This window comes from Micromonospora sp. NPDC047740, assembly GCF_043204735.1.
In the GTDB taxonomy this organism is placed as follows: domain Bacteria; phylum Actinomycetota; class Actinomycetes; order Mycobacteriales; family Micromonosporaceae; genus Micromonospora.
In genome coordinates this window covers 348,762-360,757 of record NZ_JBIDCT010000006.1, presented here as the reverse complement: position 1 = coordinate 360,757, position 11,996 = coordinate 348,762, and the positions used below count along the sequence as shown (strand labels likewise).

Here is an 11,996-nt window from a genome sequence, read left to right as displayed (position 1 = left end):
TCCGGACGACATGTGTCCGCGGACCCGGAGAAACCGTGTCCGCGGACCCGGCGGCCCACTGTCCGCCCACCCGCAACACCCGATGTCCGTTGACACGGTCAGTGTCTTCCCCGCTGGTGCCTATCGCCGGCGTTGCAGGGCCCGCGACAGTCGATTGAGGCAAGCTTCGTTGTGTGCCCGGATCGTGGGTAGGAGTCCAGGAACATCCATGAATGCGGTCAATGGCGTGTAGAAGTGGCGGCCCGAAGGGGATCGCCACTTCAACGCGGGATACGAGGACAACTTTTCAACGTCGCTGCGCGGGATCGTGCGGGACCACAAGAGTCCTCGGACTGTGATGCCTCTTCGCCCAATCGACACGGACACGCGGTAACCGCGGACGGACAGGATGACCCCGGCTACTAACGGGGCGAGGCAGGCGAGCGCTGCGTAGCCGGACAGGTCCTCGGCGAGCGGCCAGGCTAACAAGGCGACCGCGATGCCGGGTGCGGTGTTGGCGATGCGAGTAATCAGCAGTGGTCGGAGTACCACCGGCCGATCATGGCAGGTCCCGTCTCGTCGACTGCTAGAGATATGGCTCGGTTGGTGCCCGGGGTTAGTCGAGAAGTGCTCGCGTGTCTCGGGTAGGTGTCGACAGCAACGGTGGCAACGAGCCGGGACGAGGGCAGCCGCCCGAGGTCGCGGATGCGGACGGACCCCGCCGGACAATGCGCCCAGAACTTACAAGCGAGAGGTCACGGCCGCGGCGGGCTCGGGCAACTCCAGGTGCTCGATGGTCGGCCTGGGCGGGGGAGCAGACCGGCAAGTGTCAACCGTTCCGGTCACCCTCGGGCGTGACGAACGTCCCGCGCCCGGTGAAGGTCACCACCCGGCCTTCCTTGCGTAGCGCGTCGAGCGCGGCCCGCACGGTGCCGCGCGCTACGTCGTACGTCTGCGCCAGCGTCACCTCGCCAGGGAGCTTGTGCCCAGGTGGCCAGTCCCCGCTGTCGATCTTTGCCCGGAGTGTGTCGGCCACTTGTTCAGCGAATGAGCGTGGTGACCAAGGGTCGATCATGCCCACAGGCTCCCACCTGTCCAGCCGAGCTAGGCTGTCTATGCTGTCCGCTCCATAGACAGGCTGAACAGGTTGAGGTTAAAGTCGGGGCACGCCTGCAAAGCAGCCCTCGGCTCGCGTGGTGGCGCTACCGAGGGCCTTGACGCGAATCGAGGTCGCGCCCGTGAACATGCTGCCCGCCAGGCCGCCTCCGGCGAACTGTTCAAGCCCCACCCATGGAGCGAAAGCCCGATCATCGAGCGGCCCGAGCGCGCCATCAGGCCGTTCAACGCCACCGACCGGAGCATTGCCGAACGCCCACCACCCACCGCCCCGGCCTGTCTCGCCAGGATCGGGTCGCCATGCTGGCCCGGTTCGACCTGAACGTCCGGCCAGCGTGTTCGGTCGGAAGAGGGGCGCCGGGGTTGTGACCAACGCGTACTCAGTCCCGGTCGTTGGTCCGCGTGAGCTGCCGAAGGACGGACAGGTGCGGGTCTGGATCGACAGCGGGAGCGGGTCGGGACACAAGATCGAGGTCCGCACTGAGGACTTGGCCCCTTCCGAGCTCGACGATGGGCGGGGTTCGACCGCGATCTACGACCTGAGCGTCTACTACTGCCGAGGCTGACCCGAGCACCCTGGCAGGTGCGGCGGTCGGATCACCTGCGAAGGCCCGGCCGCCGTGCCGTTAACCGAGCCGAGAGGTGGGACACCAGGCTGGTTGGCCGCGCACCGCACCCCGTCCAGCCGGCTTGCCGGCAATCCACGCCGAAAAGGATCAGCGGCAGCCGGCCCACCCCTGCGAGGATGGCGATCATGTCTGAGCTCTTCGGCGAGGTGGCCAGCGACTACGACGAGGCCCGTCCGGGCTACCCACCCGACCTGGTCGAGACGATCCGCGCGTACCACGGCGGGGTGCCCGGCGCCCTCGTCGAGGTCGGTGCCGGGACCGGCCTGGCCACCCGGGCGCTGCTCACCCTGGGCGCACCGATGACCTGCGTGGAGCCGGACCGCCGGATGGCCCAGGTGCTGGCGGCCCACTTCCCCGACGTCGAGGTGGTGACCGCCCCCTTCGAGGAGTGGACCGCGCCGCCCGGCGGGGTGCCGGCGCTGGCCTGTGCGCTGGCCTGGCACTGGCTGGACCCGGCCACCCGTAACCGGCGGGCCCACGACGCACTCACCCCCGGCGGCACCCTGGCCGTCTTCGCGCACCGCTACGACTACGTCGACCCCGACCACGCCGCCGGTCTGCGGGCAGCGTTCGAGTCGGCGGACCCGGAGCCGCACCACGACCGTCCGGAGGACTGGTTCCGCGCCGACATCGCGGACAGCGGGCTCTTCACCGACGTCCGGTCGGTGCGGTTCCAACGCGCGGTGCCGCTCGACACGGCGGCGTACCAGCGGTTGGTCAGCACCTTCTCGCCCCAACTGCGGCGGCCTCCGGAGCTGCGCGAGCGGGTGCTCGCCACGGTCGGCGCGGCCGTCGACGGGTTCGGCGGCACGGTGATGCTGGACCTGCGTACCACCCTGGTCCTCGCCCGCCGCCCGGCCTGACCGCGCCCCGCCCCCGGCCGCTTCGTCCCGCCCGGCTCGCGTCAGCTCAAATCGCCTTACCGGGCCCGGCGCGGTTCGCCTGGCCCCGCGTGGCTCGCGTCAGGCCGCGTCGGCGGCGCCGGTCACCTCGGCGTGCCGCAGCCGCACCGCGGTGCCCCGGCGCAGCGAGTTGGGGATCTCGGCGATCGCGTCGACCCGGGCCACCAGCTCGCGCAGCCGCGCCTCGCTTGCGTCGCCGTCGACCCGTACGTCGTAGCTGACGTCGGTGGAGACGGCCGGGTCGCCGGCGAAGTCGCCGTGCACGGTGACCTCGACCCGGTGTAGGGCGATCCCGGCCGCGCTTGCCTCCCGGAACAGGTCGTTGGAGACGCAGCTGGCGACGGCCAGATAGAGCAGTTGCCCGCCGTTGAAGCCGAGCCCGTCCCCACCGCCGTCCGCCGGGCGGTCCACCACCAGCGTGAATGGCCCCGCCGAGCCGATCGCCGCCGGCCGGCCCGGCAGGCTGCGGGTGCGTACCTCGAAGGTCATGCCGACCACCTCCGCTTCTGACCAGGCCGAGTCAACCATCCCGGCGCACCCCACGCCTCGGCGCTTCAGTCCGGACCGGCGTAGCCCTCTCGGATTTGGTGGGCGGGAACGGTCACCGGCAGATGCTCCCCGAGTGCCCCGCCCGCGCGGCCGCCGGGTATGGGCCGCCGGGGCTGGGTGGCCGGTGCGCCCGGGGGATAGGCTGCCCGCCGTGGCAGGTCTGTTGAGGAGTGTGGCGTCCCGGTTCGGCCGGATCACCGGTGGCCGGTCCGTGCCGGCCCCGACCGCTGGGCCGATCCCGGCCCAGGTCGCCCGGCGCCGCCAGGTCGCCGCGCTGCAGCGGCGCGAGCTGTCGTACGCCCCGGAGCTGGACGGGCAGGCCGACCCGGGGGAGATCGTCTGGACCTGGGTCCCGTACGAGGAGGATCCCCGGCAGGGCAAGGACCGTCCGGTGCTGGTGGTCGGCCGGCAGAGCCGCACGCTGTTCGGGCTGATGCTGTCCAGCCAGAGCGACCGGGACGGCCAGCGGCACTGGCTGGCCCTGGGCCCGGGGGAGTGGGACCGGGACCAGCGCCCGAGCTGGGTCCGCCTCGATCGCGTGCTCACCATGCGCGAGGACAGCATCCGCCGCGAGGGCGCGGTGCTGGACCGGCGGCGGTTCGACCGAGTGGGCCAGGCGCTTCGTGCCGGTTACGGCTGGCGATAACGGCTCGCCCACCGGTCTGCGGAATGGCATCTTGGCCCGGTGACGAGCGAGACGACGAGTGTGGATGAGCGGCTTGCCCGGTGGGTGACGGAGGACTTCGGCCTGGCCCTGGTCTCCGCCGTGCCCGTGGGGTATGGCGCGGACCCCACGGCCGAGCTGTGGCGGGCCACCACCGCCGACGGTGGCGACTACGCGGTCAAGCTGAGCGGCGGCGGCACGCCGGCCGGGCTGTTGGTGACAGCGCAGTTGGCCCGCCAGGGCGTACCGGGCATCGTCGCACCGCTCACCACCGCGTCCGGCGAGGTGTGCACCGTCCACGAGGGGCGGCGGTTGTCGGTCGTGCCGTGGGCGTCGGACGAACGGGCCCTCGGCGGCGGCATGCACCCCGCCCACTGGCGTGCGTACGGTGAGGTGCTGTCCGCGACGCATGCGGCCACCGCGACCGACGAGTTGGCCGGGTTGCCCCGGGAGGACCACACGCACGCGGCGATCGGCGCGGCGGTTCGGGAGATGGACCGCCGGCTGCGGGCAGTGGACGACCGGTCGGCCGATCCGTGGACCCGTGCCGTGGCGGCCCACTGGCGGGAGTGGGCCGATGACCTGGCGATCCTGCTCGACCGGGTGGACCGGCTCGGCGCGGAGCTGCGGTCCCGTCCGGCGGACCTGGTGGTCTGCCACGGCGACCCGCACCTGGGGAACCTCCTGCTCGGCCCCGACGGGCGGGTCTGGCTGATCGACTGGGACGACGCGGTGCTCGCTCCGCGCGAACGGGATCTGATGTTCGTCGTCGGCGGTGTGCTCGCGTTCGCGCCGGTGACTCCCGCGCAGCAGGCGGCCTTCTTCGACGGGTACGGCCCGGTGGAGCTGGATCCGGTCCGGCTGGCCTACCACCTCGGGGTCCGCGCGTTGGACGACATCTGGAGCTGGGCCGGCGACGTGGCGGACGCCGGGCGGTCCGCGGCCGACCGGGTCCGCGCGCTGAAGATCGTGGCGGGCCTGCTGTCGCCGGTAGGCCTGGTCGGCCTGGCCCGTCAGGCGTTGCGGGACCTGGGCCGCTGGGACGGCTGACCCGCCCCCGGCTGGCGGCCGGGTCGCCGGTCAGCACTCGGCGAGGTGGGGTGTCTCCACGAGTTGGCGGGTCGCGCGGCCGCCGCCGAGGCTCTTCGCCTGGTACATCGCCGCGTCGGCCCGGCAGAGCGCGTCGGTGAGCTGGGCGGGACCGTGCACCGGGGCGAGCCCGACCGAGGCGGTCACCCGCACGGTGCGGGTGCCCAGCGGGATCGGCGCGGCGAGCGCCTCGCAGAGCCTGCGGGTGGCGTGCTCGATCCACCGCCGGTCCACTGTCGGGCTGGCGAGCAGGCCGGCGAACTCGTCCCCGCCGAGGCGGGCGACCAGGTTGTCCCCGGCGAACGCGGACAGCCGCTGCGCCGTGCTGATCAGCACCTGGTCGCCGGCGGCGTGCCCGTAGCGGTCGTTGACCTGCTTGAAGTCGTCGAGGTCCAGCACGATCGCCACCAGCGGCTGGCCGGCGGCGTCGGTCAGCAGGGCCGCCGCCAGCCGGAAGAAGGCGCGGCGGTTGGGCAGCCCGGTGAGCGGGTCGTGGCTGGCCGCGTGCCGCTCGGCTTCCAGTTCGGCCTGGAGTAGCTCGAGTTGCGTCTCCGCCCGCAGTGCCCGGCGGCGCAGTTGCCAGGCGGAGACGATGGCGCCGGCGGCGGAGAGACCGGAGGCGATGGTCATCGGATCCGGCACACGCCCTCCTTTACCGCAGCTCTCGGCCTCGCCGGGCGGCACTGGGGCCGACCGCGCCAGGCCCGTGTCTTCCCCGGTCGCAACCGGGGTCCGGGTAACCCAGAGTGAACCTGTGGGTACACCGCACGTGTGGTTATCATGCTTGCTGTCCAATGCAGATGCAATAGCAGATGCACGTGCATCTCACTCCTCAGTCGACAGAACCCGCGTCGCCACCCACCGCTCCTCCCCGCGGCATCGGCTGGCTCTTGCACAGAAAGACGCCCATGCAGCAGCCTGAGAATGGCGTACCGACCAGTCAGCTGCCGCCGCTGCGCTGGCAGAAGAGTCGCCGGAGCAACCCGAGTGGCAACTGCGTCGAGCTGGCCGAGTTGCCCGGCGGCGCCGGCATCGCCGTGCGCAACTCCCGGCACCCCGAAGGACCCGCGCTGATCTACACAGTGGACGAAATCGCGGCCTTCGTGCTCGGCGCCCGCGACGGCGACTTCGATGACCTGATCACCCGCCGCGCCGCCGGCTGACCGGTCGGGTCGGCCGTTCGGAGGGGTTCACCTCACTGATGGGTCATGGCATGCTTACACGTCGGCCGGACCGGGGCGTCCGGCCGGCGACAGTCGGCATGCGAAGGACGGCCAGGTGACGACGGTACCCGCGGGTGATCCGGCCAGCGGGCCGACGGTGCTGCGCATGCTGCTGGGGGCGCAGCTGCGGCGCCTGCGCGAGGGCGCCGGAGTGAGCCGGGAGAGCGCCGGCTGGGAGATCCGCTCCTCGGAGTCGAAGATCAGCCGGATGGAGCTGGGTCGGGTCGGCTTCAAGGAGCGCGACGTCGCCGATCTGCTCACCCTCTACGGCGTCACCGCCGCCGAGGAGCGGGAGGCGTTGCTCAGGCTGGCCCGGGACGCGAACAGCCCCGGCTGGTGGCACCGCTACGGCGACGTGCTGCCCAGCTGGTTCCAGTCCTACCTGGGGCTGGAGGCGGCCGCCGCGCTGATCCGCACGTACGAGGTGCAGTTCGTGCCGGGTCTGCTCCAGACCCCCGAGTACGCCCGGGCGGTGATCCTGCTGGGCCACCGCGGCGCTCCCGACGAGGAGATCGACCGGCGGGTGAGCCTGCGGACGAAGCGCCAGGAGGTGCTGCGCCGGGACAAGCCGCCCCAGCTCTGGGCGGTGCTCGACGAGGCTGCCCTGCGCCGGCCGATCGGTGGCCCCGAGGTGATGCGCGCGCAGCTCGACGCGCTGATCGCGGCGACCGCCCAACCGCACGTCCAGCTCCAGATCGTGCCCTTCGCCGCAGGTGGGCACGCCGCCGCCAGCGGCGCGTTCAGCATCCTGCGCTTCGGCGACCAGGACCTGCCGGACGTCGTCTACATCGAACAGTTGACCAGCGCGATCTACCTCGACAAGCGCGACGATCTCGACTACTACGCGCTGGCCATGGAGCGGCTCTGCGTGGAGGCCGAGCCGCCGGAGCGTACCCGGGAACTGCTCGCCGAGATCCGGGACGAGTTCTCGGCCTGATCCGGCTGATCCGCCTGCTGGCCGGGGCCGGGGCCCCGGCCAGTCCCTGATGTGCATTGACGCGTGCCGAACCGCGCGGGTAATCTCTGGATCGATACAGTTCTGAATCGATCCAGAAGGGGTGAAGGTCCGGTGAAACCGACCCTGCAGGACGTCGCGGACGCCGTGGGCGTGTCCCGGAGCACCGTGTCCAACGCCTACAGCCGCCCCGACCAGCTCTCCACCGCCCTGCGGGCGAAGATCCTCGACGCCGCGCAGCGCCTCGGGTACCCCGGCCCCGACCCGACCGCCCGATCGCTGCGCCGCGGGTTCGTCGGCGCGATCGGCGTCCTCTTCACCTCCCAGCTGTCGTACGCCTTCACCGACCCGTTCGCGGTGCGCTTCCTCGCCGGCGTCAGCGCGGCGGTCGAGCAGCACGGCACCAGCCTGCTGCTCGTCCCGCTGCCGGCCGAGCACACCCGGGTCCGGGCCGCCGTCGAGAACGCCGCCGTCGACGGCTTCTGCGTCTACTGTGTCGGGGACGAGGACTGGGTGCTGGGCGCCATCCGCGACCGGGGACTGCCCTACGTCACCACCGCGTCCCGCGCCGACGCCGGCCCGACCGACCGTTACGTCGGCATCGACGAGCGCGCGGCGGCCCGGTCCGTCGCCGAGCACGTCGCTGCCCTCGGCCACCGCCGCGTGGCCCTCCTCGGCGACGCCGTGCTGCCCGACGCCCCGCCCGGGCCGCTCCGCCTGGCCGACCCGTCTGATGCGCCGCACCCGACGACCCATGGCCGCCTCACCGGCTTCGCCGACGCGTTCGCCGCCACCGGCGTGCCCTGGCCCGCGATCACCGTCCTCAACGCCAGCAGCAACAGCCGCGCCGCCGGGGCCGCCGCCGTCGCTGCCGTCCTGGCCGGCGACGACCCACCCACCGCCGTCCTGGCCTGCTCCGACGTGCTCGCCCTCGGGGTGCTCGACGCGCTCGCCGAGATCGGCCCGCGACTGGCCCACCCCGTCTCGGTCACCGGCTTCGACGACATCGCCGAGGCCGCCACCGCCGGGCTTACCACCGTGCGCCAACCGGCCGAGGAGAAGGGGCGACTCGCCGCCGCGCTGCTGCTGGCCCCGCCGGCCGATCCGGCCGCGGGACACGTACTGCTCCCCACCGAACCCGTCATCCGAACCTCCACCCGTCCCGTCACCAGGAGCTGACCATGGAACAGCCCACCGGTTTCGTCCTCGCCGTCGACGCGGTGACCCGGCACGTCAACTCGGCCCGGCCCGACGCGCCGGTCCGCCCCGACCGGCCGCGCGCGCCCCGCCTGGCCCCCACCCGGCTGGCCGTCGCCGGCGCCCTGCGCCGGCTCGCCGACCGGATGGAACCCCACCCGGCCTCCGTGCCGTCCTGCACGCCCTGACCTCGACGGCTCGCCCGGGGTGCCGGCGCCACCCGGGCGACCGCCGTTTCCGCCCACCCGTGCCTGCTCGGGGCGGAACCGGGCACCGGGTTGGTGGGGCGCGCGGATCGCCAGGCAGACTAGGACCATCATGTCGCCGTTCACATCCACGCTGCGGCTCCACGATCGGTACGTCCTGCGCGAGCGCATCGGGCTCGGCGGGATGTCCGAGGTGTGGCGCGCCGACGACGAGGTGCTGCACCGCCCCGTCGCGGTCAAGGCCCTCGCCGCGGAGCTCGCCGCCGACCCGCAGCTGCGGGCCACCATCCAGCGCGAGGCGCGCGCCGCGGCCCGCCTCACTCACCCGCACGTCACCCAGGTCTACGACTACGGCGAGGCGACCCTGCCGGACGGTTCGGTGGTGCCGTACCTGGTCATGGAGCTGGTGGAGGGGCGGACCCTCGCCGACCGGCTGGCCGGCGGGCCGCTCGCCTGGCCGGAGGCGGTCCGGCTGGCCGGCCAGGTGGCCGCCGCCCTGGCCGCCGCGCACCGGATCGGCGTGGTGCACCGCGACATCAAGCCCGGCAACGTGATGCTCACCGAGACCGGCGCGAAGGTGCTCGACTTCGGCATCGCCACGCTCGCCGGTCCGCGCCACCCCCTCGCCGGCCAGACCGGCGAGCTGATGATGGGCACCCCCGCGTACTTCGCCCCGGAGCGGATGACGCCCGGCCCGGCGAACCCCGCCAGCGACGTGTACGCCCTCGGCGCGCTGCTCTACCGCACCCTCACCGGGCGGGCTCCGCTGCCCGTGCAGACCTGGGACGACGTGCTCGACGTGCAGGCCCGGCGGCCCCCGGTGCCGCCGCTGCACGTACCGGGGCTGCCGGCCGACGTCGCCGACCTCACCCTGGCCTGCCTCTCCGTCGACCCGGCCCACCGGCCCACCGCCGCCCAGCTCGCCACCCGGTTCGGCGCCGGCCAGCCGGCCGACCCGCCGACCGCGATCCTGCCCACCGTCGTCCGGGCCGAGCACCCGCCGACCCTCATCGACCGCGCGGCCGCGCCGGCCCGCCCGGCCGCGCCGCCGCTGTCGCGTCCGCCCGGCCGGTCGAACCGGCCCATCGGGATGCTGGTCGCGGCCGGGCTGGTGCTCCTGCTCGGCCTGGTCGGCGCGTTGCTGCTCGACAACAACTCCGGCAACCAGCCGGCCGCCGGGCCGAGCATCACCACGCCCACCGAGGAGCCCACGCCGGAGTCGTCCGCCACCGAGCCGGCCACCACCCAGCCGGTGCCGGCCACCCTCCGTGAGCTCGCCGCACGGTTCGGCGAGCTGGTCGCCCGGGCGGTGGCCAGCCGCGACATCGATCGGAAGACGGCCGAAGACCTGCTCAAGAAGGCCCGGGAGCTGGAGCGGGGCAAGCCGAAGGACCGCGCCGAGCGCATCGAGGACCTGCGCGAACGCATCGATAAGGCGGTCGAGGACGACAAGATCGATGAGCGGACCGCCGCCGACCTCCAGGACCTGCTCGACACGTACGCGCAGGTGCGCGGCGGCAGCCAGGACGAGGGCTAAGCCGGCCGACCGCGCCGGATCACCCCGCCGCCGTCCTCGGGCTGGCGGCCGGCGATGCTGGTCCTCGTGGGCCAGGCCGTCGGCATCACCGCCCCGCGTCGGCTGTCACCTGTCCGCTCTGCGGGCGCTGCGCCGGCCCGGCCAGGTCGGCGCGGCCGGCGAAGAAGTCCGCCAGCACGGGTGCCAGGTCGGCGTCGGGCACCTGGTGCCACTCCCCGCGCATGCTGCGCCGGTGGCCGTGCGGCAGCGCCGCCACGACGCCGGCGGCCCACTCGCGCAGCCGCGCGTCGCTCTGCTCGCTGTCGACCACCAGAGTCGGCACGGTGACCCGGGCCAGTTCCTCCGCCGGCAGCGCGTCGACGATCGTCAGGTCGTAGACCAGGGTGTGGGCCAGCCGCTCCAGCGCCGGCCACCAGGGGCTCTCCCGCATGCCCTCGGTCATCTCGGCCGGCACGCCGATGCTCGTCTGGAAGTGCGCCACGGCGTCGCCCCGGCGGCCCGCCGCGACCAGCTCGGCGATCTCCGCGGCCAGCCCCGGCTCGCCGGTCGGGGCGCTGGCGAGATCCAGCGGGGGCTCGAGCAGCGCCAGCCGGTCCACCGGCAGCCCTCGCGCGGCCGCCACCAGCGCCAGCACCGCCCCCGACGAGAAGCCGAACAGGCACGCCGGGGCGCCGATCTCCTCGACCAGCGCCCGCAGGTCGTCGACCTCGCGGTCCACGTGGTAGGGCGCGCTGTCCGAGCTTCCGCCCCGGCCCCGCCGGTCGTAGCAGACCACGGTGAACTCGTCGGCCAGCCGGGCGGCCAGGGGACGCATCGGTCCCATCTCACGGAATCCGCCGGCGGCGTCCACCATCACCACGGTCGGCCCGGAGCCGCTGCGTTCGTACGCGATGGTGGTGCCGTCGGCGGACCGGATGGTGCCCTCGACGGGTGCGCGAGTCATCGGCCCTCTCCTCTCCGGGGCCGGCGGCCCCACCGCCTCACCGTAGGTCACCGGTCCGACACGATCGCCCGTGCTCAATGGAGTGTCGCCTGGTCCGCGCCTGCGGGTGGCGGGCCGCGCGGCGGGACGCTCTGCTCCTCCGCAGGCGACCGGCGACGGTTTCGTGGTCGCCGGTCGCGCCGGACCGTAACGTAGTCGGATGATCGGAAACGCACAGCTCCTGCTCGGCCCCCGTGTCAACGCCCCGAGGGCCGCGGAGCCGGCCGGCGACGGGCCCGTCGGCTGGGTCACCGGCCTGGTCGAACGGCTCGGCGGCCCCGGCGCCGGTCTCGCCGTGGCCCTGGAGAACCTCTTCCCGCCCATCCCCAGCGAGGTGATCCTCCCGCTGGCCGGATTCACCGCCAGCCAGGGCCGGATGAGCCTGCTCGGGGCGATCCTCTGGACCACCCTCGGCTCGGTGCTGGGTGCGCTCGCCCTCTACCGCATCGGCGCCGCCCTCGGCCGGGACCGGATGCGCGCCATCGTGGCCCGGCTGCCGCTGGTCAAGCTGGAGGACGTCGACCGTACCGAGGCGTGGTTCCTCCGGCACGGCGTCAAGGCGGTCTTCTTCGGCCGGATGATTCCGATCTTCCGCAGCCTCATCTCCATCCCGGCCGGCGTCGAACGGATGCCCGTGCCGATCTTCCTGCTCTACACCACGCTGGGCAGCCTGATCTGGAACAGCGTCTTCGTACTGGCCGGCTACCTGCTCGGCGAGAACTGGCACGTCGTCGAGACGTACGTCGGGACGCTGCAGAACGTCGTCATCGTGGTCTGCGTGGGCGCGGTCGGCTGGTTCGTGTTCAGCCGGGTACGCCGGGCGCGACGGTCCCGGTCGGTCCCGGTCGAGCCGCCTCGCGGGACCGTGTACCGGGGCGGCTGGTACGTGCCCGAGCAGACGGACGACCGGTAGCCCGCGCCGTCTCGCGGGCGGGCCCGCCCGTGGCCGGCGCCGGGTCGGGCATGTG

13 protein-coding genes are annotated in these 11,996 nt (G+C 73.4%); 9 read left to right on the top strand and 4 right to left on the bottom strand.

The window, feature by feature from the left end; all coding sequences use genetic code 11:
* Nucleotides 1-808: 808 nt before the first annotated feature.
* Entirely contained in the window at nt 809-1,015 is a 207-nt protein-coding gene (locus ACGF4F_RS14440; RefSeq protein ID WP_393077659.1) for a GntR family transcriptional regulator, read from the bottom strand.
* An 834-nt stretch (nt 1,016-1,849) separates the two neighbouring features.
* Between ACGF4F_RS14440 and ACGF4F_RS14435 the strand changes: the two genes are divergently transcribed.
* Entirely contained in the window at nt 1,850-2,587 is a 738-nt protein-coding gene (locus ACGF4F_RS14435) for a class I SAM-dependent methyltransferase (RefSeq protein ID WP_393077656.1), read from the top strand.
* 99 nt (nt 2,588-2,686) lie between these two features.
* Here ACGF4F_RS14435 and ACGF4F_RS14430 read toward each other — a convergent pair whose 3' ends face one another.
* Entirely contained in the window at nt 2,687-3,115 is a 429-nt protein-coding gene (locus ACGF4F_RS14430) for an OsmC family protein (RefSeq protein WP_393077653.1), read from the bottom strand.
* Between the two features lie 211 nt (nt 3,116-3,326).
* Between ACGF4F_RS14430 and ACGF4F_RS14425 the strand changes: the two genes are divergently transcribed.
* Nucleotides 3,327-3,821: a type II toxin-antitoxin system PemK/MazF family toxin gene (locus ACGF4F_RS14425; protein WP_393077650.1), complete on the top strand. Its 495-nt coding sequence runs from the start codon at nt 3,327-3,329 to the stop codon at nt 3,819-3,821.
* 39 nt (nt 3,822-3,860) lie between these two features.
* Entirely contained in the window at nt 3,861-4,889 is a 1,029-nt protein-coding gene (locus tag ACGF4F_RS14420; protein ID WP_393077647.1) for a phosphotransferase, read from the top strand.
* A gap of 30 nt (nt 4,890-4,919) precedes the next feature.
* Here the strand turns inward: ACGF4F_RS14420 and ACGF4F_RS14415 are convergent, their stop codons facing one another.
* Entirely contained in the window at nt 4,920-5,570 is a 651-nt protein-coding gene (locus ACGF4F_RS14415) for a GGDEF domain-containing protein (RefSeq protein WP_357445796.1), read from the bottom strand.
* Between the two features lie 266 nt (nt 5,571-5,836).
* Here ACGF4F_RS14415 and ACGF4F_RS14410 point away from each other — a divergent pair, with 266 nt between their 5' ends.
* From ACGF4F_RS14410 to ACGF4F_RS14390, 5 genes are all read left to right on the top strand, one after another.
* Nucleotides 5,837-6,091: a DUF397 domain-containing protein gene (locus tag ACGF4F_RS14410; RefSeq protein WP_357445799.1), complete on the top strand. Its 255-nt coding sequence runs from the start codon at nt 5,837-5,839 to the stop codon at nt 6,089-6,091.
* 115 nt (nt 6,092-6,206) lie between these two features.
* A complete protein-coding gene (locus tag ACGF4F_RS14405) occupies nt 6,207-7,088 on the top strand; it encodes a helix-turn-helix domain-containing protein (protein ID WP_393077643.1) in 882 nt (293 codons plus the stop codon).
* 132 nt (nt 7,089-7,220) lie between these two features.
* On the top strand, nt 7,221-8,285 hold the full coding sequence (locus tag ACGF4F_RS14400) for a LacI family DNA-binding transcriptional regulator (protein ID WP_393077640.1): 1,065 nt from the start codon (nt 7,221-7,223) through the stop codon (nt 8,283-8,285).
* A 2-nt stretch (nt 8,286-8,287) separates the two neighbouring features.
* Complete coding sequence (locus ACGF4F_RS14395) at nt 8,288-8,491, top strand: hypothetical protein (RefSeq protein ID WP_357445808.1); 204 nt, start codon at nt 8,288-8,290, stop codon at nt 8,489-8,491.
* A gap of 130 nt (nt 8,492-8,621) precedes the next feature.
* Entirely contained in the window at nt 8,622-10,046 is a 1,425-nt protein-coding gene (locus tag ACGF4F_RS14390) for a protein kinase (protein WP_393077637.1), read from the top strand.
* An 85-nt stretch (nt 10,047-10,131) separates the two neighbouring features.
* Here ACGF4F_RS14390 and ACGF4F_RS14385 read toward each other — a convergent pair whose 3' ends face one another.
* The gene (locus ACGF4F_RS14385; protein ID WP_357445814.1) at nt 10,132-10,989 is read right to left on the bottom strand and encodes an alpha/beta fold hydrolase; all 858 of its coding nucleotides are present in this window, start codon (nt 10,987-10,989) and stop codon (nt 10,132-10,134) included.
* Nucleotides 10,990-11,188: 199 nt separating this feature from the next.
* Between ACGF4F_RS14385 and ACGF4F_RS14380 the strand changes: the two genes are divergently transcribed.
* On the top strand, nt 11,189-11,941 hold the full coding sequence (locus ACGF4F_RS14380) for a DedA family protein (RefSeq protein WP_357445817.1): 753 nt from the start codon (nt 11,189-11,191) through the stop codon (nt 11,939-11,941).
* The last annotated feature ends 55 nt before the right edge of the window (nt 11,942-11,996 follow it).

Excerpts from the sequence above, each read along its gene's own strand:
- ACGF4F_RS14410 (WP_357445799.1), top strand. The coding sequence starts at position 5,837 with ATGCAGCAGCCTGAGAATGGCGTACCGACCAGTCAGCTGCCGCCGCTG.
- ACGF4F_RS14385 (WP_357445814.1), bottom strand. The coding sequence starts at position 10,989 with ATGACTCGCGCACCCGTCGAGGGCACCATCCGGTCCGCCGACGGCACC.
- ACGF4F_RS14435 (WP_393077656.1), top strand. The coding sequence starts at position 1,850 with ATGTCTGAGCTCTTCGGCGAGGTGGCCAGCGACTACGACGAGGCCCGT.
- ACGF4F_RS14380 (WP_357445817.1), top strand. The coding sequence starts at position 11,189 with ATGATCGGAAACGCACAGCTCCTGCTCGGCCCCCGTGTCAACGCCCCG.
- ACGF4F_RS14430 (WP_393077653.1), bottom strand. The coding sequence starts at position 3,115 with ATGACCTTCGAGGTACGCACCCGCAGCCTGCCGGGCCGGCCGGCGGCG.
- ACGF4F_RS14395 (WP_357445808.1), top strand. The coding sequence starts at position 8,288 with ATGGAACAGCCCACCGGTTTCGTCCTCGCCGTCGACGCGGTGACCCGG.
- ACGF4F_RS14390 (WP_393077637.1), top strand. The coding sequence starts at position 8,622 with ATGTCGCCGTTCACATCCACGCTGCGGCTCCACGATCGGTACGTCCTG.